This is a genomic window from Klebsiella sp. Q2 (assembly GCF_009900705.1).
GTDB lineage: Bacteria > Pseudomonadota > Gammaproteobacteria > Enterobacterales > Enterobacteriaceae > Klebsiella > Klebsiella quasipneumoniae.
Genome location: NZ_JAAABE010000003.1, coordinates 297,825 through 324,808 on the forward strand (window position 1 = coordinate 297,825; position 26,984 = coordinate 324,808).

The following is a 26,984-nucleotide window of genomic DNA, read 5'->3' on the forward strand; positions in this document are numbered from 1 at the left end:
GAGCAATGAGCGAAATGATAACCGTCGGCGATGCCATCGCCAGAACGCTGGAGCAGTATCACGTTGAAGCCATTTATGGCGTCATTTCTATCCATAACCTGCCGATCGCCGATGCCGTCGGCCAGCGGGAAAAAATCCGCTTTGTTCCGGCGCGAGGTGAAGCGGGCTCGGTGACCATGGCTGACGCCCACGGCCGTTTTTCAGGGCTCGGCGTGGCGCTGACCAGTACCGGCGCGGGGGCGGGTAATGCGGTCGGCGCGCTGGTTGAGGCGATGAACGCCGGTACGCCGCTGCTGCACCTGACCGGACAGGTCGAAAAAGCCTGGCTGGACGCCGACACCGGTTTTATTCACGAAACCCGCGATCAGTTGACCTTTCTGAAAGCCAGTTCGAAGCGCGCTTACCGCATTAGCAACGCCAACCAGGCGGTGGCTATCCTGCATAAGGCGATTCAGGAGGCGCAGACGCCGCCGTGCGGCCCGGTCTCGGTGGAGATCCCAATCGACATTCAGAGCGCCAAAATACCGCTTTCACTGCTGACCGCGCCGCTGAAACGCGCTCCGGCGGTTGAGCCGGAACCGGCGATGGTCGATGCGCTGTGGGCGCAGCTTAAGCAGGCGAAGCTGCCCTTGCTGTGGCTTGGCGGCGGCGCGTTAGAGAGCGGCGAGGCGGTGAAGACGCTGGCGGATGCCGGGGTGACGGTGATCTCCAGCACCCACGGCCGCGGCATTCTGGCAGACAGCCATCGCGCCAGCCTGCGCGCGTTTCATAATTCTCCCTCGGTTGAAGCGCTGATTTCACAATGTGATTTCACACTTGTGGCCGGTTCCCGGCTGCGCAGCAACGAAACGCGCTCGTGGACGCTGGCGCTGCCCACGCCGAGGGTGCAGATTGATATCGACCCGGCGGCGGCCAGCCGTAACTACCTGATGGACAACACGCTGGTGGCGGACTGCCGCGCTTTATTAGACGCGCTGGCGAAGCGGGTACAGGGCCGGATGTGGGGCGATGCGCATTGGGATAGCCAACTTAAAGAGGCGGTAGAGGCGGCGGAGCAGGGGCTGCGCGACCAGTGCAGCGCTTACGCTAAATTGAATGACGCGATTGCGCAGGCGCTGCCCGATGACGGCATTCTGGTGCGCGATATTACCGTTTCCGGCAGCCTGTGGGGCAGCCGTCTGTTCCGCGCTCACGGTCCGCTGATGAATATCCATTCTCTGGCCGGAGCCATCGGTATGGGGCTGCCGATGGCGGTGGGCACCGCGATTGCCAATCCGCAACGGAAAGTGGTCGGCCTGGTTGGCGACGGCGGCCTGAGCCTGAACCTTGGCGAAGTGGCGACTCTGGCGCAGGAGAAGGCCAACGTGACGCTGTTGATTATGAACGACGGCGGCTACGGCGTAATGCGCGGTATTCAGGATAAGTACTTTGGCGGTCGCCAGTATTACAACGAGCTGCACACGCCGGACTTTACCCTGCTGGCGCAGGCGATGGGTCTGCAGGCGTGGAGCGTGGATCGGGCTGAGGATTTTCAGGCGGTAATGACCGAGGCGCTGGCGATGCCGGGGCCATCGGTGGTGGAAGTGAAGATGGGCCAGATTGGCGCGCTGCGCTTTGCCGGCCCGCCGCAGAAGACGCTGTATTAATGATAACCCAGTGACCCCAACCCTCTCCCTTCCGGGGAGAGGGTACCGTACGGCACAGGGGGTTAATCAAGGCGCCGGACGGTTGCTCCTGCGCGCCGGGAGAGGGCCGACCCGCAGGAGAGGGTTCATGACGTGCTTAAAACACGTTAAACGGATATTCGACGTAGAACCGCACTTCATTGCCGCTGACGTTATAGTCGCTGGCGTTGCTGGAAACCCGCAGTACCGAATACCGGAGTCTGAATTTCAAATCTTTCGCCGCCCCGTTTTGCACCTGGTATTGAACCTGATTGAACCATTCGTGTTCTTTGCCGTTGCTGGTCTCTGACGTTTTAATGTTATCCCCGCGCACGTAGGCGGTGGTCCAGGTCAGCCCCGGTAGCCCCAGCCCGGCAAAATCCAGTCCGTACGATGCCTGCCAGGAACGTTCATCTTCCCCGTTAAAATCAGACCAGTAGGAGTTGGCCAGCCAGATGGTGTTCCCGCCATCGCCGACGCCGCCCTGGTTCTGGTAGCCGCCATAGTGGTAGCCGGTGCTGCCGCTGCTTTGCTGGTAAGCGACTTTAAAGGTGTGAATATCCCAGATATAGCTGGCGGCCAGACTCCAGATGTTGTTACTGCGTCCGGTGTCATTGGCATCGGCATATTCTTGATCCAGACGTGAGTGATAGCCGTTGAAATCGAGAATCAGCTGCTGGCTGGCGGCGAACGGCTGCTTAAAGTTGAGGCCAAGATACTGTTTGTTCAGCACATCTTCGACATGCGACGCGTACAGCGCGCCGCTGAGCTGGTCGTTGAACCGGTAGCTTGCCCCGCCGAAGGTGAGGCTTTTCAGACCGCTGTTGTGGCTGTCGTCACTTTTACGCTGCTGATCGGTCAGGTAGCCGGCGTTAATGTCCAGACCGTCGATTTCGCGTGAGGTCAGCATGGTGCCGGTATAGCTCTCGTAGAGCAGGCGCGAATCATCGGCGTAGACGATGGGCAGCATTGGGCGCTGGCTGCCGTAGCTGAGCACGGTATTCGAAAAGCGCATTTTGCCGGTGGCGCCGAATTTCGCGAGGTCGGATTTTGCCCGGCCGTCGTCATCCTGGGCGAAAAAGTCGATGCCGCCCGCGCCGCTACGGCCGCGGCCGCCGTCGAGACGCACGGCGTACTGGGCGATGCCGTCCACGCCGAAGCCGACCGGCCCCTGGGTAAAGCCGGATGCGAAGGTGGCGATAATTCCCTGGCCCCATTCGGCTTTATCCGGCAGCCCATCGCGATAATCGCGTTTGATATAAGCGTTACGTAAAAAGAGATCCAGATGACTGTCGTCAATAAAGCCCTGGCTGGTCGATTGTTGGCTGGCGAAAGCCGGTGCGGCGGCAATAATGCCAAGTGCGATGAATGGTAATTCTTTTTTCACTGAGGGCACTTCTCTGTCTGTCGATATATTCAAGGGAATCACTGCAATCGCGATATTCTCCTGAAATAATGTCGAAAGCAATCATTGTGTGAGCAATGGTATCGGCAGGAAACAAGCGGTGTGGCGCGCGCTGGCTGCGTTTGGCGAAGAGGGGTGGACTATTTAATATTTGGTCGAACCCGGTTCTGAAAGGCGGATTGCGTACGCCGTTTTTCATTTGCCAAATAATATATTGCTGAGTAACAGCATATAAAATAATTGGCTGCGACGAGGTGCAATCATAATTAACGGTTTGTGCGCTTAAATTATCAATTGATGCGGCTAAATATTTTTACTGGTAGATAAAAAAGGGAGGCAGACATGCCTCCCGCTGGCGGTTATTTAATCCCGTCGGCCTTCATGCGATCGCGAATATGCTGCGCGCGGGCTTCCGATGCCGGGTGATCGTCAAACATGGAGCTCTGACGGCCGGCTTCCAGCTTGGCCAGTTTTTCGAAGCTGGTGGCCAGTCCCGACGGATTGATGCCGCGCTTACGCAGCAGATCGTAAGAGTAGTCGTCCGCTTCCGATTCCTGGCGCTGGGAGAACTGCGAGTTCACCAGTTTTTCACCCAGATCGCCGAGCTGCGACTGGGACAGGCTGCCGACGATGCCGCCGGCGGAGGCCGCCGCCGCGCGCACGGCGTTGGTGCCCAGGGCAACCTGCATCCCTTTCTTCACGTGGCCCAGCGCGACGTGGCCCATTTCGTGGCCGATCACCGCCTCGACTTCATTATCGTTCATCAGATCCATCAGCCCGCTGTAGACGCGGATGCAGCCGTTGGCCATGGCGAAGGCGTTGACATCCTTGGTCTCATAGACCTTGTAGTTCACGGGCTGACCATTGATGTTATCGCCCAGCGCAGCCGCGATTTTGTTCAGCCGCTGGCTGTATTCACTACTGGCCGGGGCGATTTTCGCTTTGGCGTCCATCTCTTTACAGGCCTGGTCGCTTAAGGTTTTCACCTGCGCGTCGCTGAGGGAGTATGCCTGGAAGGCTTCGGCCCCTGAGCTGAGCAGACCGTTGGAGTCCATGTTCTGACATCCGGTGAGGGTTGCTGCGATCCCAAGAGCAAGTACGGTTGAGCGAATTTTCATTTTTTTATCTTCCACAATCTTATGGTTGTTTATCCGACAATACGGCGACGGCAGGGAACCGTATTCTGCGTAAATTATAAAGAGTATCGCAGGATACGGGCGAGCGGATTCCGGCGTAGCACAACCTGTTCCAGAGATTTCTTAAAGGGCAAAAGGATGCTCCATGTACATGACTTGTCGCTTGGGTTACATTGTTCACACTTTTTTCCGGCGTAGCCCAAAACGCGCTCTCGTCAAGTCGTTAAGGGCATGGCCTTCAACAGTCCGAACTGGAGTCAAAATGTCCTCACGTAAAGAGCTTGCTAACGCTATTCGTGCGCTGAGCATGGACGCTGTACAGAAAGCCAAATCCGGCCACCCGGGTGCCCCGATGGGTATGGCTGACATTGCCGAAGTGCTGTGGCGTGATTTCCTGAACCATAACCCGAACAATCCGGCCTGGGCTGACCGTGACCGTTTTGTACTATCCAATGGCCATGGTTCGATGCTGATTTACAGCCTGCTGCACCTCACTGGCTACGATCTGCCGATTGAAGAGCTGAAAAACTTCCGCCAGCTGCACTCTAAAACGCCGGGCCACCCGGAAGTCGGCTACACCGCGGGCGTGGAAACCACTACCGGTCCGCTGGGCCAGGGTATCGCTAACGCGGTCGGGATGGCTATCGCCGAGAAAACTCTGGCGGCGCAGTTCAACCGTCCGGGGCACGACATCGTCGACCACTACACCTACGCTTTCATGGGCGATGGCTGCATGATGGAAGGCATTTCTCACGAAGTGTGCTCCCTGGCTGGTACCCTGAAGCTGGGCAAACTGGTGGCCTTCTATGATGACAACGGCATCTCCATCGACGGCCACGTTGAAGGCTGGTTCACCGACGATACCGCCAAACGCTTTGAAGCCTACGGCTGGCACGTGGTGCGCGGCGTTGACGGTCACGACGCTGACGCCATCAAACGCGCGGTAGAAGAAGCGCGCGCGGTTACCGACAAACCGTCCCTGCTGATGTGCAAAACCATCATCGGTTTCGGTTCGCCGAACAAAGCCGGTACCCACGACTCCCACGGCGCGCCGCTGGGCGACGCCGAAATCGCCCTGACCCGCGAAGCGCTGGGCTGGAAACACGCGCCGTTTGACATCCCGTCTGACATCTATGCGCAGTGGGATGCCAAAGAAGCTGGCCAGGCGAAAGAAGCGGCCTGGAATGAGAAGTTCGCTGCCTACGCCAAAGCTTTCCCGCAGGAAGCCGCCGAATTCACCCGTCGTATGAAAGGCGAGATGCCGTCTGACTTCGACGCGAAAGCCAACGAGTTCATCGCGAAGCTGCAGGCCAACCCGGCGAAAATCGCCAGCCGTAAAGCCTCTCAGAACGCCATCGAAGCGTTCGGTCCGCTGCTGCCGGAATTCCTCGGCGGCTCCGCTGACCTGGCGCCGTCCAACCTGACCCTGTGGTCTGGTTCTAAGCCGATCAACGAAGATACTGCCGGTAACTACATTCACTACGGCGTGCGTGAGTTCGGTATGACCGCTATCGCCAACGGTATCGCGCTGCACGGCGGTTTCCTGCCGTACACCTCCACCTTCCTGATGTTCGTGGAATATGCGCGTAACGCGGTACGTATGGCGGCGCTGATGAAGCAGCGTCAGGTGATGGTCTACACCCATGACTCCATCGGTCTGGGCGAAGATGGCCCGACTCACCAGCCGGTAGAGCAGGTGGCTTCCCTGCGCGTGACCCCGAACATGTCCACCTGGCGTCCGTGTGACCAGGTGGAATCCGCGATTGCGTGGAAATATGGCGTTGAGCGTCAGGACGGCCCGACCGCGCTGATCCTGTCCCGTCAGAACCTGGCGCAGCAGGAGCGTACCGCAGAGCAGCTGGCGAACGTGGCCCGCGGCGGTTACGTGCTGAAAGATTGCGCCGGCCAGCCGGAGCTGATCTTCATCGCCACCGGTTCTGAAGTTGAGCTGGCGGTTGCCGCGTGGGACAAACTGACCGCCGAAGGCGTGAAGGCGCGCGTGGTCTCCATGCCGTCCACCGACGCGTTCGACAAGCAGGATGCGGCTTATCGTGAATCCGTACTGCCGAAAGCCGTGACCGCGCGCGTTGCCGTGGAAGCGGGTATCGCTGACTACTGGTTCAAATATGTTGGCCTGAACGGCGCTATCGTTGGCATGACCACCTTCGGTGAGTCTGCGCCGGCTGAGCAGCTGTTCGAAGAGTTCGGCTTCACCGTCGACAATGTGGTCGCTAAAGCGAAAGCGCTGCTGTAATCGCTGGTACGGTGCGGGCTAATGCCCTCACCCCAACCCTCTCCCACAGGAGAGGGGGCAAGCACCAAAAACGGTAACCCAAGGGTTACCGTTTTTGCTTTTACCTCGTCACCCGGCTTTTTTGTATCTGCTATTCCTGAACCATGTAATACGGTTGTAAATTATTCCAGCAAAAATGTGATGTGAGTCATATAGCTGGTTTATTGCGCTGGACAAACATTCCTTTTATTCCTCGTTTGGCTTATTCTAGCTGAAGCGTTTCAGTCGTTTAAATGTTCGACAATTAATCAATCAGTCGCAGTTTGCAGCTGGTAAGGTTTCCCTCAGAGCGTAGCTGGATTACTCTGTCAGCCACCTCATCACAGGGACAGCCTTGCAGGAGATCTATGACCATTCGCATCGCGATTAATGGCTTCGGTCGTATTGGACGCAATGTGGTTCGTGCGCTATATGAATCCGGGCGCCGTGCGGAAATCACCGTGGTGGCAATCAATGAGCTGGCAGATGCTGCGGGCATCGCGCATTTGTTGAAATATGACACCAGCCATGGCCGTTTCGCCTGGGATGTTCGTCAGGAGCGCGAGCAGCTGTTTGTTGGCGATGATGCCATCCGTCTGCTGCACGAGCCGACCATTGCGGCGCTGCCCTGGCGCGAGCTGGCGGTAGACGTGGTGCTCGACTGCACCGGCGTTTACGGAAGCCGTGAGCACGGTGAGGCGCACCTGCAGGCGGGGGCGAAGAAAGTGCTCTTCTCCCATCCCGGCGGCAACGACCTCGACGCGACGGTGGTGTACGGCGTCAATCAGGATGAACTCCGCGCCGAGCACCGTATTGTCTCCAACGCCTCCTGTACCACCAACTGCATTATTCCGATCATTAAACTGTTAGATGATGCCTATGGCATCGAGTCCGGCACCGTCACCACCATTCACTCGGCGATGCATGACCAGCAGGTGATTGACGCCTATCATCCGGATCTCCGGCGTACCCGCGCGGCCAGCCAGTCGATCATTCCGGTGGATACCAAACTGGCGGCAGGGATAACCCGTATTTTCCCGCAGTTTAACGACCGTTTTGAAGCGATTGCCGTGCGGGTGCCGACGATAAACGTGACGGCAATTGACCTGAGCGTGACGGTTAAAAAACCGGTAAAAGCATGTGAAGTCAACCAGTTGCTGCAAAAAGCAGCACAAGGTGCATTTCATGGTATAGTTGACTATACGGAATTACCGTTGGTCTCGACAGATTTTAACCACGATCCGCACAGTGCTATTGTTGATGGCACGCAAACCCGGGTCAGTGGCGCGCATCTGATCAAAACGCTGGTCTGGTGCGATAACGAATGGGGCTTTGCTAACCGAATGCTCGACACGACGTTAGCGATGGCGGCTATTGGTTTCAGGTTCGACGCGTAAACGTCGACAAAACTTTATGAATCAACGAGAGGATTCACCATGTCTGTAATTAAGATGACCGATCTGGATCTGGCTGGTAAACGCGTTTTTATCCGTGCGGATCTGAACGTACCAGTTAAAGACGGGAAAGTAACCAGCGACGCGCGTATCCGTGCATCTCTGCCGACCATCGAACTGGCGCTGAAGCAGGGCGCGAAAGTGATGGTAACCTCCCACCTGGGTCGTCCGACCGAAGGCGAGTACAACGAAGAATTCTCTCTGCTGCCGGTTGTTAATTACCTGAAAGACAAACTGTCCAGCCCGGTACGTCTGGTTAAAGACTACCTGGACGGCGTTGAAGTGGCTGCCGGCGAGCTGGTGGTGCTGGAAAACGTTCGCTTCAACAAAGGCGAGAAAAAAGACGACGAAGCGCTGTCCAAAAAATACGCCGCGCTGTGCGACGTGTTCGTGATGGACGCCTTCGGCACCGCGCACCGCGCGCAGGCTTCCACCCACGGTATCGGCAAATTTGCTGACGTGGCGTGCGCAGGCCCGCTGCTGGCCGCTGAACTGGACGCGCTGGGTAAAGCGCTGAAAGAGCCGGCTCGTCCGATGGTCGCTATCGTCGGTGGTTCTAAAGTATCCACTAAGCTGACCGTGCTGGATTCCCTGTCTAAAATCGCTGACCAGCTGATCGTCGGCGGCGGTATCGCTAACACCTTCGTTGCCGCCCAGGGCCACAACGTCGGCAAATCCCTGTACGAAGCGGACCTGGTTGATGAAGCCAAGCGCCTGCTGAGCACCTGCGATATCCCGGTTCCGACTGACGTTCGCGTCGCGACCGAGTTCTCCGAAACCGCAACGGCGACTCTGAAATCTGTTAACGACATCAAAGATGATGAGCAGATCCTGGACCTTGGCGACGTTTCCGCACAGAAACTGGCTGAAATTCTGAAGAACGCCAAAACCATTCTGTGGAACGGCCCGGTTGGCGTATTCGAATTCCCGAACTTCCGTAAAGGGACTGAAATCGTGGCTAACGCTATCGCGGACAGCGAAGGTTTCTCCATCGCCGGCGGCGGTGACACCCTGGCAGCGATCGACCTGTTCGGCATCGCTGACAAAATTTCCTACATCTCCACTGGCGGCGGCGCGTTCCTTGAATTCGTCGAAGGCAAAGTCCTGCCGGCAGTAGCGATGCTCGAAGAGCGCGCTAAGCAGTAATTCAGTTCAGGCGGGGAAACCCGCCTGTTTTTCAGCGCGCTTAAGGGCTCGCGAACCTTCTTCAACGGTCGAAGATACAGATACAGGACTAAGTAACATGTCTAAAATTTTTGATTTCGTAAAACCGGGCGTCATCACTGGCGACGACGTTCAGAAAGTGTTCCAGGTAGCGAAAGAAAACAACTTTGCACTGCCAGCGGTAAACTGCGTAGGGACTGACTCCATCAACGCCGTTCTGGAAGCTGCTGCGAAAGTACGCTCTCCGGTTATCGTTCAGTTCTCTAACGGCGGCGCAGCGTTCATCGCAGGTAAAGGCGTGAAAACTGACGTTCCTCAGGGTGCTGCTATCCTCGGCGCTATCTCTGGCGCGCACCACGTGCACCAGATGGCTGAGCACTACGGCGTGCCGGTTATCCTGCACACTGACCACTGCGCGAAGAAACTGCTGCCGTGGATCGACGGCCTGCTGGACGCGGGTGAAAAACACTTCGCCGCTACCGGCAAACCGCTGTTCTCTTCTCACATGATCGACCTGTCTGAAGAGTCCCTGCACGAAAACATCGAAATCTGCTCTAAATACCTGGCGCGCATGGCCAAAATGGACATGACCCTGGAAATCGAACTGGGTTGCACCGGTGGCGAAGAAGACGGCGTGGACAACAGCCACATGGACGCTTCCGCCCTGTACACCCAGCCGGAAGACGTGGATTACGCGTACACCGAGCTGAGCAAAATCAGCCCGCGCTTCACCATCGCCGCTTCCTTCGGTAACGTACACGGCGTGTACAAACCGGGTAACGTCGTTCTGACCCCGACTATCCTGCGCGATTCTCAGGAATATGTTTCCAAGAAACACAACCTGCCGCACAACAGCCTGAACTTCGTCTTCCACGGCGGTTCCGGTTCTTCCGCTCAGGAAATCAAAGACTCCGTCAGCTACGGCGTAGTGAAAATGAACATCGATACCGACACCCAGTGGGCAACCTGGGACGGTATCCTGCAGTACTACAAAGCGAACGAAGCTTACCTGCAGGGCCAGCTGGGCAACCCGAAAGGCGAAGACCAGCCGAACAAGAAATACTACGACCCGCGCGTATGGCTGCGTGCTGCACAGACTTCCATGGTGACTCGTCTGGAGCAGGCATTTAAAGAGCTGAACGCGATCGACGTTCTGTAAGAAAAATCTGTTTCTTACCCCGAAGCCCGCAGCAATGCGGGCTTTTTTATTATCTTAACAACAGGATAGCTCAGCAGAAAACTGTGATCCATTTGGCAAAACGTGCACTTATTGTTTACCCTATAACCTGACTGCCCTGTCGCAGGCTGAGTTATTTACTTCCCCCTGGGGGATTCATAAGGAATGTTAAATGGAAGATTTGAACGTTGTCGATAGCATCAACCACGCCGGGACGTGGCTGGCACGCAACCAGGAGCTGCTGCTGAGCTATGCCGTCAACATCGTCGCGGCTATCGCTATCCTGATCGTCGGGATGATCGTGGCGCGCGTCGTCTCTAATACCGTCAACCGCCTGATGCTGGCGCGTAAAATTGACGCCACCGTTGCCGATTTCCTCTCCGCGCTGGTGCGCTATGCGGTTATCGCCTTTACGCTGATTGCCGCCCTGGGACGCGTGGGCGTGCAGACCGCCTCGGTCATTGCGGTGCTGGGCGCCGCGGGTTTAGCCGTCGGTCTGGCGCTGCAGGGATCACTGTCTAACCTCGCGGCTGGCGTACTGCTGGTGATGTTCCGCCCTTTCCGCGCCGGCGAGTATGTCGACCTTGGCGGTGTAGCGGGTACGGTGCTTAACGTACAGATTTTCTCCACTACCCTGCGTACCGCCGACGGTAAAGTGGTGGTGGTGCCGAACGGCAAAATCATCGCCGGCAACATCATTAACTTCTCCCGTGAACCGGCGCGCCGCAATGAGTTTATTATCGGCGTCTCTTACGATGCCGATATCGACAAGGTGAAGCAGCTCCTGACCTCGATTATCGAATCTGACGATCGTATTCTGCGCGATCGGGAAATGACGGTTCGCCTGAACGAACTCGGCGCCTCGTCGGTGAACTTCGTGGTGCGCGTCTGGAGCAAAAGCAGCGATCTGCAAAACGTCTACTGGGATATCCTCGAGCGCATCAAGCGTGAATTTGACGCCAACGGCATCAGCTTCCCTTATCCGCAGATGGATGTTCATGTTGTGCGTCTGCCGGAAAAAGCCGAGTAAACCGCCACTCAGTGACTCAGGCCGGCGATGCCGGCCTTTTTTAATGGCTCATTATTAGCTTTGCTTATTAATGATTAATACTTTCAATTTCCGCTAATAATTTATTCGCGTTATAGTCAGCGCCACTCTCGAACACAGCGGAAAAATCCTCATGTTTACCTATTACTTTCAGGGCCTTGCCCTGGGGGCGGCAATGATTTTGCCGCTTGGCCCCCAAAATGCTTTCGTGATGAACCAGGGGATCCGTCGTCAGTATCACCTGATGATTGCCTTGCTGTGCGCCGTCAGCGACTTGCTGCTGATCTGCGCCGGCATTTTTGGCGGCAGCGCGCTGCTGATGCAGTCCCCTTGGCTACTGGCGCTCGTGACCTGGGGCGGCGTGGCCTTTTTACTGTGGTACGGCTTTGGCGCATTGAAAACAGCGTTCAGCCAGAATCTTGAGCTCGCCAGCGCCGAGGTGATGCAGCAGGGGCGCTGGAAAATCATTATCACTATGCTGGCGGTCACCTGGCTGAATCCGCACGTTTATCTGGATACCTTTGTGGTGTTGGGCAGCCTGGGAGGCCAGCTGGCGATGGAGCCGAAGCGCTGGTTTGCGCTGGGAACCATTAGCGCCTCTTTCCTGTGGTTCTTTGGTCTGGCGCTGTTGGCCGCATGGCTGGCGCCGCGGCTGCGTACCGCCAGAGCCCAGCGGATCATCAACATTGTGGTCGGCGCCGTCATGTGGTTTATTGCGTTTCAGCTGGCAAAAGAGGGCGTCGGCCATATCCAGGCGTTGCTCAACTAAGCGTTGTCCGATGGACTTTCCCGCTGTACGCGCTAAGCTTGCTGGCATGCGTCCCGTAAGGGCGATTTAAGTAACATGGAGAAACGACAGTGAAGTTAAAAGTCTTAGCCCTGGCGGCAACACTCGGATTTAGCACGATGGCGGCACAGGCCAGCGAATTGCCGGACGGTCCGCATATTGTGACTTCAGGCACAGCAAGCGTTGCTGCGGTTCCGGATATCGCCACCCTGGCGATCGAAGTGAACGTGGCGGCAAAAGATGCCGCATCGGCAAAAAAACAGGCTGACGATCGCGTTGCGCAATACCTCTCTTTCCTCGAAAAGAGCGGCATTGCGAAAAAAGACATCAACTCGGCGAATCTGCGCACCCAACCTGATTACGACTATCAGAACGGGAAAAGCATTCTGAAAGGCTACCGCGCGGTGCGCACTGTCGAAGTGACCTTGCGCCAGCTGGATAAACTCAACGGTCTGCTGGACGGCGCCCTGAAAGCCGGTCTGAACGAAATTCGCTCCGTCTCGCTGGGCGTTGCGCAACCGGACGCCTACAAAGATAAAGCGCGTAAAGCGGCGATCGACGACGCCGTGCATCAGGCGCAGGAGCTGGCCGCAGGTTTCCACAGCAAGCTGGGTCCGGTGTACAGCGTGCGCTACCACGTCTCTAATTATCAGCCGAGCCCGATGGTTCGCATGATGAAGGCCGCTGACGCTGCGCCGGTTTCCGCCCAGGAAACCTACGAGCAGGCCACAATCCAGTTTGACGACCAGGTCGACGTCGTGTTTGAACTGCAGCCGGCGCAGGCTGCGGCCCCGGCCACGCCGGCGAAACCGGCTGAAGCGCCGAAACCGGCCCAGTAAGCGATAGAAACAAAAAAGCCACTTCAGCGAAGTGGCTTTTTTTATGCCCGCGGCTTAATCCTGACGCAGCACCTTGTGGCCGTAGTCGATGAGCGCATCGGTCACCCGGCGCATCATGCGGCTTTCCGGGGCAAAGCGGTGCCAGTAAAGCATACGGCGCTGAAACAGGCCGGGAGTGAGGTCGATAAGCTCGCCGCTGTTGAGCTCTTTTTCGATCTGCAGATGGGGGATCATGCAGCAGGTGGTGCCCTGGCGCGCCAGCTGGACGAAGGCCTCCGACGAGTTGACGATATGGCAGGGGACGCTACCCGGCGGCAGGTCGAAGTTTTGCTGCAGAAATGCCTGATGCATATCATCCAGATGATCGAAAGCGACGACCGGCGCTTTCAGCAGCGCCGAGCGCGTTACGCCGTTGGGGAAATAGCGTTGCGCAAACTCTTTTGAGGCGACAAACAGGTAATCGAGCGCGCCGAGCTGATCCACCAGGCAGCTTGGCAGCGCCTGTGGCTGGATACTTACCGCGCCGACCACTTCGCCACGGCGCAGGCGTTCCTGGGTGCGGGTTTCATCTTCCACCTGCAGGTTGAGACGAATAGGGGAGTCCGACAGCACATTAGCCAGCGCCGGCAGCAGCCAGGTCGCCAGACTGTCGGCGTTCACCGCCAGCGACAGCAGCAGCGGCGTGGAGCCAGTCTGCTCGTCCCCCAGCCACTCTTCCTCCAGCAGTTCAACCTGGCGCAACAGCGCCAGCAATTTTTGCCCTTGCTCGGTTGGGCGCGGCGGCACGGTACGTACCAGCAGCGGCTGGCCGAACATATTTTCCAGTTGCTTAATACGCTGTGAGACGGCGGACTGGGTAATACATAGCTTCTGCGCGGCGCGCTCAAATCCTCGTTCTCTAATCACCGCGTCCAGCGCTTGTAGTGTCCTGTAGTCCGGTCGTTTCATTATTCTGGCGTGCCCCCATAACTAATCGTTATCTCGCACTATGACATAAATTTTTATTTGATACAGACGAAATTGGTCTGCTCTGTTGTGTGATCTGCATCGCAGGGACATTTCCACTGTCGATGTTCTATAATGCGCCACAGGCATTCACATCTCGGACCATAATTATGACGCAGGATGAACTGAAAAAAGCGGTAGGTTGGGCGGCGCTGCAATACGTACAGCCAGGGACCATTGTGGGCGTAGGCACCGGCTCGACGGCGGCCCATTTTATTGACGCGCTGGGCACCATGAAGGGGCAAATCGAAGGGGCGGTTTCCAGCTCCGATGCCTCCACCGAGAAGCTGAAAAGCCTCGGGATCACCGTCTTCGATCTCAACAGCGTCGATCGCCTGGGGATCTACGTTGACGGCGCGGATGAGATCAACGGCCACATGCAGATGATCAAAGGCGGCGGCGCGGCGCTGACCCGTGAGAAGATCATCGCCTCGGTAGCGGATAAATTTATCTGCATCGCCGATGCCTCCAAGCAGGTCGATATTCTGGGTAAATTCCCGCTGCCGGTTGAGGTCATTCCGATGGCGCGCAGCGCCGTGGCGCGCCAGCTGGTCAAGTTGGGCGGCCGTCCGGAATACCGTCAGGGCGTGGTGACCGATAACGGCAACGTGATCCTTGACGTGCACGGCCTGGAAATTCTCGATGCTATCGCGCTGGAAAACGCGATTAACGGCATTCCTGGCGTCGTGACCGTGGGGCTGTTCGCCAACCGCGGCGCCGACGTGGCGCTGATCGGCACCGCTGACGGTGTGAAAACCATCGTAAAATAGTCTGTCCGCAGGGAGCCAACCGGCTCCCTCGCAAATATTTTTTCACCTGGCGCAATTTAGTGACTTCTGTCACATTTGTGCAACCATTCTGATTAACGCGCTACCGTTCATTATCTTTCTGGTGTTTTGTCCTGCCATTTCCTTCTGAATGACATTTCTTCAGGACAGCGACGCAAACGTTCATATTGCCGCGATAGTTTTTTTTGATATGTTGCTGAGACGAACTTTCGTTCAGCACGACATCAGTTAAGACAAAACAGGATGGGGAAATGGCTAAGGTATCACTGGAAAAAGACAAGATTAAATTTCTGCTGGTTGAAGGTGTGCATCAAAAGGCAATCGATAGCCTTCGCGCGGCAGGTTACACCAACATTGAATTTCATAAAGGCGCGCTGGATTCCGAACAGCTGAAAGCGTCGATCCGTGATGCCCATTTCATCGGCCTGCGTTCCCGTACCCACCTGACTGAAGAGATTTTCGCCGCGGCGGAAAAACTGGTTGCCGTCGGCTGCTTCTGCATCGGTACCAACCAGGTCGATCTGGACGCCGCCGCGAAACGCGGTATTCCGGTGTTTAACGCGCCATTCTCCAATACCCGTTCGGTGGCCGAGCTGGTGATCGGTGAGCTGCTGCTGCTGCTGCGCGGCGTGCCGGAAGCCAACGCCAAGGCGCATCGCGGCGTATGGAATAAGCTGGCGGTGGGGAGCTTTGAAGCGCGCGGCAAGAAACTGGGGATTATCGGTTACGGCCACATCGGCACCCAGCTCGGCATTCTGGCGGAATCGCTGGGGATGCATGTCTTCTTCTATGATATTGAAAACAAACTGCCGCTGGGCAACGCCACTCAGGTACAGCATCTCTCCGACCTGCTGAACATGAGTGATGTGGTTAGCCTGCACGTGCCGGAAAACGCCTCCACCAAAAATATGATGGGCGCGGAAGAGCTGGCGCTGATGAAGCCGGGCGCGCTGCTGATCAACGCCTCCCGTGGTACCGTGGTGGATATTCCGGCGCTATGCGATGCGCTGGCGAGTAAGCATCTGGCCGGGGCGGCGATCGACGTCTTCCCGACCGAACCCGCGACCAACAGCGACCCCTTCACTTCGCCGCTGTGCGAGTTTGATAACGTGATCCTGACGCCGCATATCGGTGGCTCCACTCAGGAAGCGCAGGAGAACATCGGTCTGGAAGTGGCCGGCAAGCTGGCGAAGTACTCTGACAACGGGTCTACCCTGTCGGCGGTCAACTTCCCGGAAGTTTCTCTGCCGCTGCACGGTGGACGCCGTCTGCTGCACATCCATGAGAACCGGCCGGGCGTCCTGACCGCCATCAACCAGATCTTCGCCGCGCAGAGCATCAATATTGCCGCCCAGTATCTGCAAACGTCGCCGCAGATGGGTTACGTGGTTATTGATATCGAAGCGGAAGAAGATGTTGCCCAGCAGGCGCTGCAGGCGATGAAAGCGATCCCGGGGACTATCCGCGCCCGTCTGCTGTTCTAACCATTTTTGCCTCTCGGGCAGGTCGCGTGCCTGCCCGTTTTTTTGTTAACACCTTCCAGGCAGAAATTCTTCTCCCCACGTACCTACCAACACCAGGTTTTGCCCGGGGTGATCACCGCCGGCAGCGGAATATCCCACTTTTCGCTCGGCAGGGCGTCCACCTGCTGGCAGTCGTGCGCGTAGCCCACCGGCTGCAGGCGATACTGCTGCCAGTTTTGCAGCGTCCGGTCGTAAAAACCTCCACCCATCCCCAGCCGTTGTCCGCCGGCATCGAAGGCCACCAGCGGGGTGACCAGCACATCGAGATCAGCGAGCGGCAGCACGTCGCGCACGTCGAGCTTCGGTTCACGGATCTTCAGGCGATTCACTATCAGTTCGCTCTGCGGATGGTAATGTAAAAACAACAGGTTACCGGGGCTAAAAGGATGCAGCACCGGGAGATACACCCGCTTGCCGGCCCGCCAGAGCTGGTCAATCAGCGGTTGGGTGTCCAGCTCGCCGTCAAAGGAGAGAAACAGCGCCACGGTTTGGGCGAGAACCACCGGCGGCCAGGCCATCATTCGCTCTGCGGCCTGCAGGGCAAACTGCCGCTGTTGCTCAGGGCTGAGCGCGCGTCGACGCTCGCGGATCTGCTGGCGAATATGCTGGCGGGAAAGCAGGGTATCGGGCTGTAGGGTCATGCAGGTCTCATGGCGAGCAGGCGAAACAATAGAAAGCAGTGTAATACAGTGCGGCGTCAGCCGAAAACAGGTGTGGGGGAATAATGCGAAGTGAGGAAGGGAATCTCCGAGATGCCGCCGCAGGCTGTAACCCTTGAACCCTTGGTTCAAGGTGAATGTGTCGTCACGGTTTTAAGGCTTCTCGGACGGACCGAGCATGCTCACCAACCGTGGAGCGCCACATTCTTGTGGTATGAAATATCGGCTCAGGGGACTGGCCCGCTTGCAAACATCTCAGAGAAATTTTGTTCCTGGAGTTACTCTAACACAGTTAACTGCAAAGTGTTATTCAAACTTCGACCCTGGTCTTTCGCTTATGCGACCTTGCTCAAGCAATGCTTGCTCGATGGTCTGCTGAAGCATGCGAATGCGCTGCTCCATGCTGGAAGCGTAGTCGCGGGTCTTCGCTTTTTCCTGAGTCAACTCATAGCTGATGTTCAACGCGGCGATGAAGACCAGCTGCTCAGTATTTGTGACTCTAGTGCGTTCTTTTAAATCTTGCAACCGCTGATTAAGGTCTTCAGCTGCCTGATTCAGGGCATCCCTTTGTTCAGGCGGGCAATTCACTCGCAGTGAACGGCCGAAAATTTGGAGATCTACGGGTTGTGCAGACATGCCACCTTCCTGCTGATTGACTGCGCTGCCTTCACACCCTGACCCGGGTCTGCGAAGGGGCGACACTATAGCTACCCTGGTGCGAAGATACAAGCCCTATTCTGGTTCACCAGGGTCCAAAGTGGTAGCATACCATGAATATTCCTCCCAACGATGACGAATGCGCATGTCTATACAGAACGAAATGCCTGGTTACAACGATGTAGACCAGTTACTGAACCAACAAGGGGTAGGGCTTACCCCGGCCGAGATGCACGGTTTGATCAGCGGATTGCTGTGCGGCGGCAACACGGACAGCAGCTGGCAGCCGCTGGTGCACGACCTGACCAACGAAGGTCTCGCCTTCGGCCATGAGCTGGCCCAGGCGCTGCGTAGCATGCATTCCGCCATCAGCGACTCACTGGATGACGACGGCTTCCTCTTTCAACTGTATCTGCCGGAAGGCGATGCGGTGAGCGTCTTTGATCGCGCCGACGCTCTCGCCGGCTGGGTCAACCACTTCCTTCTTGGCCTTGGCGTGAGCCAGCCGAAGCTGGATAAAGTGAAAGACGAAACCGGGGAAGCGATTGACGATCTGCGTAATATTGCCCAGCTGGGCTACGATGAAGACGAAGATCAGGAAGAGCTGGAGATGTCTCTGGAGGAGATTATCGAGTATGTCCGCGTTGCCGCACTGCTGTGCCACGACACCTTTGCGCGTCAGCAGCCAACCGCACCGGAAGTCCGCAAACCGACAATACACTAACTAAAATTCGTTCAGGGGGCGTCATGACTCAGCAGGAATTTCTCTCGCGTCGCCAGGCGCTGTTGGCGCAGATGCAGCCAGGCAGCGCGGCGCTGATTTTCGCCGCACCGGAAGCGGTGCGCAGTGCAGATTCGGAATATCCCTACCGGCAGAACAGCGATTTTTGGTACTTCACCGGCTTCAACGAACCGGAAGCGCTGCTGGTGTTGATTAAAAGCGATGAAACCCACAACCATAGCGTGCTGTTCAACCGGGTTCGCGATCTGACCGCTGAGATCTGGTTCGGTCGCCGTCTGGGCCAGGAGGCTGCGCCGGCGAAGCTTGGCGTTGACCGGGCGCTGGCGTTCAGCGAAATCAACCAGCAGCTGTATCAGCTGCTCAACGGTCTGGACGCTATCTATTTCGCCCAGGGCGAATATGCCTATGCCGATCAGATTGTGTTCAACGCCCTCGAAAAACTACGCAAAGGCTCGCGCCAGAACCTGCAGGCGCCGAACTCGGTCATCGACTGGCGGCCCATTGTGCATGAGATGCGCCTGTTCAAATCGGCGGAAGAGCTGGCCGTGATGCGCCGCGCCGGTGAAATTAGCGCTCTGGCCCATACCCGGGCGATGGAAAAATGCCGCCCAGGCATGTTCGAGTATCAGCTGGAGGGCGAAATTCTTCATGAATTCAATCGCCACGGCGCGCGTTTCCCCTCCTATAACACCATCGTTGGCGGCGGCGAAAACGGCTGCATTCTGCACTACACCGAAAATGAATCTGAACTGCGCGACGGCGATCTGGTGTTGATTGACGCCGGCTGCGAGTATCGCGGCTACGCCGGCGACATTACCCGCACCTTCCCGGTGAACGGCAAATTCAGCCAGCCGCAGCGCGAAATCTACGATATCGTGCTGGAATCGCTGGAGACCGCGCTGGAACTCTACCGCCCGGGCACCTCAATCTGCCAGGTGAATCAGGAAGTGGTGCGCATCATGATCACCGGCCTGGTGCGGCTCGGGATCCTCAAAGGCGAGGTTGACGAGCTGATCGCCAACAACGCCCACCGCCCTTACTTTATGCATGGCCTGAGCCACTGGTTGGGTCTGGATGTGCACGATGTCGGTAATTACGACACTGACCGTTCGCGCGTCCTGGAGCCGGGAATGGTGCTGACCGTCGAGCCGGGGCTGTATATCGCCGCCGACGCCGACGTACCGGCGCAGTATCGCGGCATCGGCATCCGTATTGAAGATGACATCGTGATTACTGAAGACGGGAACGAAAATCTCACCGCCGGCGTGGTGAAGAAGGCGGATGAGATCGAGGCGCTGATGGCGGCGGCGCGCCAGTCATGAGCGTGCTGATCGTCGGCGGCGGGATGACCGGCGCGACGCTCGCCCTGGCCATCTCCCGTATGACCGGCGGCGCGCTGCCGGTCCATCTGATTGAGGCGCAGGATCCCCAGTCGGCTCGCCATCCCGGCTTCGACGACCGGGCGATCGCCCTGGCCGCCGGCACCTGCCAGCAACTGGCGCGCATCGGCGTCTGGCAACGTCTCGCCGAGCGGGCGACGCCTATCCAGCGGGTACACGTCAGCGACCGCGGCCATGCTGGTTTTGTGAATCTGGCGGCGGCGGATTATAGCCTGTCGGCGCTGGGTCAGGTGGTTGAACTCCACGATGTCGGCCAGCGACTGTTTAGCCTGCTGCGCGAGGCGCCGGGCGTGACGCTACATTGCCCGGCGAAAGTGGAAGCGTTCAGTCGCAGCCAGGAGAGCGTCAGCCTTACCCTTGAGGGGGGCGAAACGATCAGCGGTAAGCTGCTGGTGGCGGCGGACGGTTCGCGTTCGTCGCTGGGCGCCCGCTGCGGCATCAGCTGGCAACAGCAGCCCTATGAGCAACTGGCGATTATCGCCAACGTGAGCACCGCGCTGCCCCACGAAGGCCGCGCGTTCGAACGTTTTACCGAGCATGGCCCGCTGGCGATGCTGCCGATGTCGCAAGGGCGCTGCTCGCTGGTGTGGTGTCATCCGCAGTCGCGCCGCGATGAGGTGCTGAGCTGGTCTGACGAACGTTTTTGTCAGGAGCTGCAGCAGGCGTTCGGCTGGCGGCTGGGGCGCATTACTCACGCCGGGAAGCGCAGCGTCTATCCGCTGGCTCTCACCACCGCCAGCCGCGCGGTGTCGCACCGCCTGGCGCTGGTCGGCAACGCGGCGCAGACGCTGCACCCGATTGCCGGGCAGGGCTTTAATCTCGGCCTGCGCGATGTGATGAGCCTGGCGGAGTTGCTCGCTGACGCCCATCTCAGCGGCGAAGATGTCGGCCATTATCCGCTGCTGTGTCGCTATCAGGCGCGCAGGGCAGGGGATAAAGCCACCACCATCGGCGTGACCGATGGGCTGGTGCATCTGTTTGCCAACCGTTGGGCGCCGCTGGTGGTGGGGCGCAATGTCGGTCTGATGGCCATGGAATTATTTACCCCGGCGCGCGATGCGCTGGCGCAGCGTACCCTCGGTTGGGTTCCCCGTTAAGGAGTAGAACGTGCAAAGTGTTGATGTTGCCATTGTTGGCGGTGGAATGGTGGGGCTGGCGGTAGCCTGCGGTTTACAGGGCAGCGGCCTGCGCGTCGCGGTGCTGGAGAAAGCGGAGCCGCAGCCGCTGGCCGCCGATGCGCCGCCGGCGCTGCGCGTGTCGGCAATTAACGCCGCCAGCGAAAAGCTACTGACCCGCATCGGCGTCTGGTCAGAGATCGTCGCCCAGCGCGCCAGCTGCTATCACGGCATGGAAGTGTGGGACAAAGACAGCTTCGGCCGCATTAGCTTTGATGACCAGAGCATGGGCTTCAGCCATCTGGGCCACATTATTGAAAACGCTGTGGTGCATTATGCGCTGTGGCAGAAGGCGCAGCGTTGCGCTGACGTTACCCTGCTGGCGCCTGCGCAACTGCAGCAGGTGGCGTGGGGCGAGAATGAAGCCTTTCTCAGCCTGCAGGACGGCAGCATGCTCACCGCGCGGCTGGTGATCGGCGCCGATGGTGCCAATTCATGGCTGCGCAATAAAGCCGATATTCCGCTGACTTTCTGGGATTACCATCATCATGCGCTGGTGGCGACCATCCGTACCGCTGAGCCGCATCAGGCGGTGGCCCGCCAGGCGTTCCATGGCGACGGGATCCTCGCCTTCCTGCCGCTCTGCGATCCGCATCTGTGCTCGATCGTCTGGTCGCTGTCGCCGGCGGAGGCGCAGCGGATGCAGGAGGCTGATGAAGCCACCTTTAATCAGGCGTTGAATATCGCCTTCGATAATGGCCTTGGCCTCTGCCAGCTGGAAAGCGCACGTGAAGTCTTCCCGCTGACCGGCCGCTATGCCCGCCAGTTCGCCGCCCACCGCCTGGCGCTGGTCGGCGATGCCGCGCATACCATCCACCCGCTGGCCGGGCAGGGCGTCAATCTCGGCTTTATGGATGCCGCCGAGCTTATTGACGAACTGAAGCGCCTGCACGCCCAGGGCAAGGATATCGGCCAGCATCTTTATCTGCGCCGCTACGAGCGTAGCCGCAAGCACAGCGCCGCGCTGATGCTGGCGGGCATGCAGGGCTTCCGCGACATGTTTTCCGGTAGCCATCCGGCGAAGAAATTCCTCCGCGACATGGGGCTGAAACTGGCCGATACGCTGCCGGGCGTGAAACCGCAGCTGATTCGCCAGGCGATGGGCCTCAACGATCTGCCTGCCTGGTTACGTTAACCGCGTCACACTTCTTTCACCCGGCCTGCGCGCCGGGTTTTCCCCCTCATTTGAAATATTCTAATTTCACCTCTTTTTTCGCATTAGATTTATTAATGCGTCCTTTTTTTTGTTAAAGAAATTAGGACGATAAAATCGCACAAAACACCATCATTCCCTAATCAGTGCCGCCTTAATGTTAATTTTATGTGGCATAAATCGCTTTTTTCCAGTCAATAACTCTGTAGGCTTTTCGGCGGATTTTAGTCATAAGCTAATGTGATGCCCTGAATGAGCTTATGGTTTAGTGCCGGGTTCGGTGGTAAGTTCAGGCAAAAGAGAACGTTTGCGTCGGCGTTCGTCAGCGATGCCGACACCCGATTTCGTGGCGAAAAATCGCCGACAATCTTGTGGCTGGTTCCGTTTTTATTCGATGAGGAAAAGATGGCTCAACAGACTCCGTTGTATGAACAACACACGCTGTGCGGCGCGCGCATGGTGGATTTCCATGGCTGGATGATGCCGCTGCATTACGGATCCCAGATTGATGAGCACCATGCGGTGCGCGGCGACGCAGGCATGTTCGATGTGTCGCATATGACCATCGTTGATTTCCACGGCAGCCGGACCAGAGAGTTCTTGCGCTATTTGCTGGCCAACGACGTGGCGAAGCTCACCACCCCAGGCAAAGCGCTCTACACCGGCATGCTGACCGCCTCCGCCGGCGTCATCGACGACCTGATTGTCTATTTCCTCTCTGAAGATTATTTCCGCCTCGTTGTTAACTCCGCCACCCGCGAAAAAGACCTCGCCTGGATTTCCGAACAAGCTGAACCCTACGGCCTCGAAATCATCGTCCGCGACGATCTGTCGCTGATCGCGGTCCAGGGTCCGCAGGCGAAAGCGAAGGCGGCGACGCTTTTTACCGACGCGCAGCGTCAGGCCGTGGAAGGTATGAAGCCGTTCTTCGGCGTGCAGGCCGGCGAGCTGTTTATCGCCACCACAGGCTATACCGGCGAAGCGGGCTATGAAATCGCCATGCCGAACGAGCAGGCGGCGGATTTCTGGCGCGGTCTGCTGGACGCTGGCGTTAAGCCATGCGGTCTCGGCGCGCGCGATACCCTGCGCCTGGAGGCCGGAATGAACCTGTATGGCCAGGAGATGGACGAAGGCGTCTCTCCGCTGGCGGCGAATATGGGCTGGACTATCGCCTGGGAACCGGCGGATCGTAACTTTATCGGTCGCGAAGCGCTGGAGATGCAGCGTGAAAAGGGCACCGAACAGCTGGTTGGCCTGGTGATGACTGAGAAAGGCGTCCTGCGCGGCGGCCTGCCGGTGCGCTTTACCGATAGCGACGGTAACCAAAAAGAAGGCATTATCACCAGCGGCACCTTCTCGCCGACGCTGGGCTACAGCATCGCGCTGGCTCGCGTGCCGGCCGGGATTGGCGACACCGCGGTGGTGCAAATTCGTAACCGTGAAATGCCGGTAAAAGTGACTAAACCTGGTTTTGTACGCAATGGCAAAGCCATTGTGTGATTTCCCTTTTTTGGAGATGAATTGATGAGCAACGTACCAGCAGAACTGAAATACAGCAAAGAACACGAATGGCTGCGTAAAGAAGCGGACGGCACCTATACCGTCGGGATCACCGAGCATGCGCAGGAGCTGCTGGGCGATATGGTATTCGTTGATCTGCCGGAAGTGGGCGCCACCGTCGAAGCGGGCGCCGATTGCGCGGTTGCCGAATCCGTGAAAGCGGCTTCCGATATTTATGCCCCGATTAGCGGTGAAATCGTTGCCGTTAACGAAGAGCTGAACGACTCGCCGGAACTGGTCAACAGCGACCCGTACACCGACGGCTGGATCTTCAAGATCAAAGCCAGCGACGAAGCGCAGGTTGCCGCGCTGCTGGATGCCGCCGCGTATGAAGCTCTGTTAGAAGACGAATAAATACGCGTCATCCTTCACGCTGCAGGGGCGTTGGCTTCCTGCCGCGCGAATGATTTTGCGTATTCCGGCCCGGTAAGCATCAGCGCTTGCCGGGCAAACCAGTCAGACAATCACGATTCACCGCACGTTTCAGGAACCATCGCTCATGACTCAGACTTTAAGTCAGCTTGAAAACCGCGACGCCTTTATTGAACGTCACATTGGCCCGGACGCTCAGCAGCAGCAAGAGATGCTGAAGACCGTCGGCGCGGATTCGCTTAACGCCCTGATCGGCCAGATTGTGCCGCAGGATATCCAGCTGGCGACCCCACCGCAGGTGGGCGACGCGACAACCGAATTCGCCGCGCTGGCAGAGCTGAAGGCGATCGCCGGTCGCAACAAGCGCTTCAAGTCTTACATCGGCATGGGCTACACCGCCGTGCAGCTGCCGCCGGTTATTCAGCGCAACATGCTGGAAAATCCGGGCTGGTATACCGCCTATACCCCTTACCAGCCGGAAGTCTCCCAGGGCCGCCTGGAATCGCTGCTCAACTTCCAGCAGGTCACTCTCGATCTCACCGGGCTGGATATCGCTTCCGCTTCGCTGCTCGATGAAGCGACCGCCGCCGCCGAAGCGATGGCGATGGCCAAACGCGTCAGCAAACTGAAAAACGCCAACCGCTTCTTCGTTGCCGCCGATGTCCATCCGCAAACCCTGGACGTGGTGCGCACCCGTGCGGAAACCTTCGGCTTCGACGTGATCGTCGATGACGCCGACAAAGTGCTCGATCACCAGGATGTCTTCGGCGTGCTGCTGCAGCAGGTGGGCACCACCGGCGAAATCCACGATTACAGCAAACTGATCGCCGAGCTGAAAGCGCGCAAAGTGATAGTCAGCGTCGCCGCCGACTTTATGGCGCTGGTGCTGCTGACGGCGCCGGGCAAGCAGGGCGCGGATATCGTCTTCGGCTCCGCCCAACGCTTCGGCGTGCCGATGGGCTACGGCGGCCCACACGCGGCCTTCTTCGCAGCGAAAGATGAATTCAAACGCTCCATGCCGGGCCGGATTATCGGCGTATCGAAAGATGCGGCGGGTAACACCGCGCTGCGCATGGCGATGCAGACTCGCGAACAGCACATCCGCCGCGAGAAAGCGAACTCCAACATTTGTACCTCGCAGGTGCTGCTGGCCAACATCGCCAGCTTGTACGCGGTTTTCCACGGCCCGGCGGGTCTGAAACGTATCGCAGGCCGCATTCATCGCCTGACCGACATTCTGGCCGACGGCCTGCAGAAGAAAGGGCTGAAGCTGCGCCATGCGCACTACTTCGACACCCTGTGCGTGGAAGTGGCGGATAAAGCCGCGGTGCTGGCGCGTGCCGAAGCCCTGCAGACTAACCTGCGCAGCGATATTCACGGCGCGGTGGGCATTACGCTCGACGAAGCAACCACCCGCGAAGACGTGCTCAACCTGTTCCGCGCCATCGTCGGCGACGATCATGGTCTGGACATTGATACCCTGGATAAAGACGTGGCGCTGGACAGCCGTTCCATCCCGGCGGCGATGCTGCGCGACGATGCGATCCTCACCCATCCGGTGTTCAACCGCTACCACAGCGAGACCGAGATGATGCGCTACATGCACGCCCTGGAGCGTAAAGATCTGGCGCTGAACCAGGCGATGATCCCGCTGGGTTCCTGCACCATGAAGCTGAACGCCGCGGCGGAGATGATCCCGATCACCTGGCCGGAATTCGCTGAGCTGCACCCGTTCTGCCCGGTCGAGCAGGCGGAAGGGTATCACCAGATGATCGCCCAGCTCTCCGACTGGCTGGTGAAACTGACCGGCTATGACGCCGTCTGCATGCAGCCGAACTCCGGCGCGCAGGGCGAATATGCTGGCCTGCTGGCGATTCGCCACTATCACGAGAGCCGCAACGAAGGCCATCGCGATATCTGCCTGATCCCAAGCTCCGCGCACGGCACCAACCCGGCTTCCGCGCAGATGGCGGGTATGCAGGTGGTGGTGGTTGCGTGCGACAAAAACGGCAATATCGATCTCGCTGACCTGCGTGAAAAAGCAGAGCAGGCGGGGGCGAATCTCTCCTGCATCATGGTCACCTATCCGTCGACCCACGGCGTATATGAAGAGACCATTCGCGAAGTGTGCGAGATCGTGCACCAGTTCGGCGGCCAGGTTTACCTTGACGGCGCTAACATGAACGCCCAGGTCGGGATCACCTCTCCGGGCTATATCGGCGCCGACGTTTCGCACCTCAACCTGCATAAAACGTTCTGCATTCCGCACGGCGGCGGCGGCCCGGGTATGGGCCCAATCGGCGTGAAAGCGCACCTGGCGCCGTTCGTGCCGGGTCACAGCGTGGTGCAGATTGAAGGGATGTTGACCCGTCAGGGCGCGGTTTCCGCCGCGCCGTTCGGCAGCGCGTCCATCCTGCCGATCAGCTGGATGTATATTCGCATGATGGGCGCGGAAGGGCTGAAGCAGGCGAGCCAGAACGCGATCCTTAACGCCAACTACATCGCTACCCGTCTGAAAGACGCCTACCCGGTGCTCTACACCGGTCGCGATGGTCGCGTGGCGCACGAATGTATTCTCGATATTCGTCCGCTGAAAGAAGAGACCGGCATTAGCGAGCTGGATATCGCCAAGCGCCTGATCGACTTTGGCTTCCATGCGCCGACCATGTCCTTCCCGGTTGCCGGTACGCTGATGGTTGAGCCGACGGAATCGGAAAGCAAGGTGGAGCTGGACCGCTTTATCGACGCGATGCTGGCGATCCGCGCGGAAATCGACCGCGTCAAAGCCGGTGAATGGCCGCTGGAAGACAACCCGCTGGTGAACGCACCGCACACCCAGGGCGAGCTGGTGGGCGAGTGGAACCATCCGTACAGCCGCGAGCTGGCGGTATTCCCGGCTGGGTTGCACAACAAGTACTGGCCGACGGTGAAACGTCTGGATGATGTCTACGGCGACCGCAACCTGTTCTGCTCCTGCGTACCGATGAGCGAATACCAGTAAGTT

Annotated in this window: 22 protein-coding genes and 1 other RNA gene; 17 read left to right on the forward strand and 6 right to left on the reverse strand. The window is 58.2% G+C overall.

Going from position 1 to position 26,984, the window contains the following annotated elements:
• Positions 1 to 5: 5 nt before the first annotated feature.
• A complete protein-coding gene (locus GT756_RS13195; protein ID WP_160124839.1) occupies positions 6 to 1,646 on the forward strand; it encodes a thiamine pyrophosphate-binding protein in 1,641 nt (546 codons plus the stop codon).
• 136 nt (positions 1,647 to 1,782) lie between these two features.
• Here GT756_RS13195 and GT756_RS13200 read toward each other — a convergent pair whose 3' ends face one another.
• Together GT756_RS13200 and GT756_RS13205 are read right to left on the reverse strand one after the other, a co-directional pair.
• Positions 1,783 to 3,051 carry an OprD family outer membrane porin gene (locus GT756_RS13200; protein ID WP_004205146.1) on the reverse strand — a complete coding sequence of 423 codons (1,269 nt, stop codon included), beginning with the start codon at positions 3,049 to 3,051 and terminating at the stop codon, positions 1,783 to 1,785.
• Positions 3,052 to 3,428: 377 nt separating this feature from the next.
• Positions 3,429 to 4,187, reverse strand: a complete 759-nt coding sequence (locus tag GT756_RS13205; RefSeq protein WP_017899781.1) for a M48 family metallopeptidase — start codon at positions 4,185 to 4,187, stop codon at positions 3,429 to 3,431.
• Positions 4,188 to 4,467: 280 nt separating this feature from the next.
• Between GT756_RS13205 and tkt the strand changes: the two genes are divergently transcribed.
• The 7 genes from tkt to GT756_RS13240 all read left to right on the forward strand — a co-directional run bounded on the left by tkt (position 4,468) and on the right by GT756_RS13240 (position 12,946).
• A complete protein-coding gene (gene tkt, locus GT756_RS13210) occupies positions 4,468 to 6,459 on the forward strand; it encodes a transketolase (RefSeq protein WP_017899782.1) in 1,992 nt (663 codons plus the stop codon).
• A 386-nt stretch (positions 6,460 to 6,845) separates the two neighbouring features.
• Positions 6,846 to 7,874 (forward strand): erythrose-4-phosphate dehydrogenase, encoded by a 1,029-nt coding sequence (gene epd / locus GT756_RS13215; RefSeq protein WP_004205289.1) that lies wholly within the window; start codon positions 6,846 to 6,848, stop codon positions 7,872 to 7,874.
• A gap of 39 nt (positions 7,875 to 7,913) precedes the next feature.
• Positions 7,914 to 9,077 carry a phosphoglycerate kinase gene (gene pgk, locus GT756_RS13220; RefSeq protein WP_017899784.1) on the forward strand — a complete coding sequence of 388 codons (1,164 nt, stop codon included), beginning with the start codon at positions 7,914 to 7,916 and terminating at the stop codon, positions 9,075 to 9,077.
• Between the two features lie 97 nt (positions 9,078 to 9,174).
• Positions 9,175 to 10,254, forward strand: coding sequence for a class II fructose-bisphosphate aldolase (gene fbaA, locus GT756_RS13225; RefSeq protein WP_004205292.1), 1,080 nt, complete (start codon positions 9,175 to 9,177; stop codon positions 10,252 to 10,254).
• 190 nt (positions 10,255 to 10,444) lie between these two features.
• Positions 10,445 to 11,302 carry a small-conductance mechanosensitive channel MscS gene (locus GT756_RS13230; protein ID WP_017899785.1) on the forward strand — a complete coding sequence of 286 codons (858 nt, stop codon included), beginning with the start codon at positions 10,445 to 10,447 and terminating at the stop codon, positions 11,300 to 11,302.
• A gap of 151 nt (positions 11,303 to 11,453) precedes the next feature.
• Entirely contained in the window at positions 11,454 to 12,089 is a 636-nt protein-coding gene (gene argO / locus GT756_RS13235; protein WP_004205294.1) for an arginine exporter ArgO, read from the forward strand.
• Positions 12,090 to 12,178: 89 nt separating this feature from the next.
• Positions 12,179 to 12,946, forward strand: a complete 768-nt coding sequence (locus GT756_RS13240) for an oxidative stress defense protein (RefSeq protein ID WP_004205295.1) — start codon at positions 12,179 to 12,181, stop codon at positions 12,944 to 12,946.
• A gap of 54 nt (positions 12,947 to 13,000) precedes the next feature.
• Here GT756_RS13240 and argP read toward each other — a convergent pair whose 3' ends face one another.
• Positions 13,001 to 13,894, reverse strand: coding sequence for a DNA-binding transcriptional regulator ArgP (gene argP, locus GT756_RS13245; RefSeq protein ID WP_002916497.1), 894 nt, complete (start codon positions 13,892 to 13,894; stop codon positions 13,001 to 13,003).
• Between the two features lie 167 nt (positions 13,895 to 14,061).
• On the opposite strand from argP, the gene rpiA reads away from it, so the two are divergent.
• Both rpiA and serA read left to right on the forward strand, forming a co-directional pair.
• Positions 14,062 to 14,721, forward strand: a complete 660-nt coding sequence (rpiA, locus tag GT756_RS13250; RefSeq protein ID WP_002916495.1) for a ribose-5-phosphate isomerase RpiA — start codon at positions 14,062 to 14,064, stop codon at positions 14,719 to 14,721.
• Positions 14,722 to 14,990: 269 nt separating this feature from the next.
• The gene (serA, locus tag GT756_RS13255) at positions 14,991 to 16,223 is read left to right on the forward strand and encodes a phosphoglycerate dehydrogenase (protein WP_043520934.1); all 1,233 of its coding nucleotides are present in this window, start codon (positions 14,991 to 14,993) and stop codon (positions 16,221 to 16,223) included.
• An 83-nt stretch (positions 16,224 to 16,306) separates the two neighbouring features.
• Here the strand turns inward: serA and GT756_RS13260 are convergent, their stop codons facing one another.
• The 3 genes from GT756_RS13260 to zapA form a co-directional block, all read right to left on the reverse strand.
• Positions 16,307 to 16,903, reverse strand: coding sequence for a 5-formyltetrahydrofolate cyclo-ligase (locus GT756_RS13260; RefSeq protein ID WP_064795034.1), 597 nt, complete (start codon positions 16,901 to 16,903; stop codon positions 16,307 to 16,309).
• A gap of 99 nt (positions 16,904 to 17,002) precedes the next feature.
• A non-coding RNA gene (gene ssrS, locus GT756_RS13265) (6S RNA) lies at positions 17,003 to 17,186 on the reverse strand.
• Positions 17,187 to 17,227: 41 nt separating this feature from the next.
• On the reverse strand, positions 17,228 to 17,557 hold the full coding sequence (gene zapA, locus GT756_RS13270; protein ID WP_004205298.1) for a cell division protein ZapA: 330 nt from the start codon (positions 17,555 to 17,557) through the stop codon (positions 17,228 to 17,230).
• 166 nt (positions 17,558 to 17,723) lie between these two features.
• Here zapA and GT756_RS13275 point away from each other — a divergent pair, with 166 nt between their 5' ends.
• The 7 genes from GT756_RS13275 to gcvP all read left to right on the forward strand — a co-directional run bounded on the left by GT756_RS13275 (position 17,724) and on the right by gcvP (position 26,981).
• Entirely contained in the window at positions 17,724 to 18,302 is a 579-nt protein-coding gene (locus tag GT756_RS13275) for a YecA family protein (protein ID WP_126065378.1), read from the forward strand.
• Positions 18,303 to 18,325: 23 nt separating this feature from the next.
• Complete coding sequence (gene pepP / locus GT756_RS13280; protein WP_049116103.1) at positions 18,326 to 19,642, forward strand: Xaa-Pro aminopeptidase; 1,317 nt, start codon at positions 18,326 to 18,328, stop codon at positions 19,640 to 19,642.
• Positions 19,639 to 20,817, forward strand: coding sequence for a 2-octaprenyl-6-methoxyphenyl hydroxylase (gene ubiH / locus GT756_RS13285; protein ID WP_064187789.1), 1,179 nt, complete (start codon positions 19,639 to 19,641; stop codon positions 20,815 to 20,817). The genes pepP and ubiH overlap by 4 nt, the downstream gene beginning before the upstream one ends.
• 10 nt (positions 20,818 to 20,827) lie before the next feature.
• Entirely contained in the window at positions 20,828 to 22,030 is a 1,203-nt protein-coding gene (ubiI, locus tag GT756_RS13290; protein WP_004205302.1) for an FAD-dependent 2-octaprenylphenol hydroxylase, read from the forward strand.
• A 423-nt stretch (positions 22,031 to 22,453) separates the two neighbouring features.
• Positions 22,454 to 23,548, forward strand: a complete 1,095-nt coding sequence (gcvT, locus tag GT756_RS13295; RefSeq protein WP_004205303.1) for a glycine cleavage system aminomethyltransferase GcvT — start codon at positions 22,454 to 22,456, stop codon at positions 23,546 to 23,548.
• 24 nt (positions 23,549 to 23,572) lie between these two features.
• On the forward strand, positions 23,573 to 23,962 hold the full coding sequence (gene gcvH, locus GT756_RS13300; protein WP_002916479.1) for a glycine cleavage system protein GcvH: 390 nt from the start codon (positions 23,573 to 23,575) through the stop codon (positions 23,960 to 23,962).
• Between the two features lie 145 nt (positions 23,963 to 24,107).
• Positions 24,108 to 26,981, forward strand: a complete 2,874-nt coding sequence (gene gcvP / locus GT756_RS13305; protein WP_160124840.1) for an aminomethyl-transferring glycine dehydrogenase — start codon at positions 24,108 to 24,110, stop codon at positions 26,979 to 26,981.
• Positions 26,982 to 26,984: the final 3 nt, after the last annotated feature.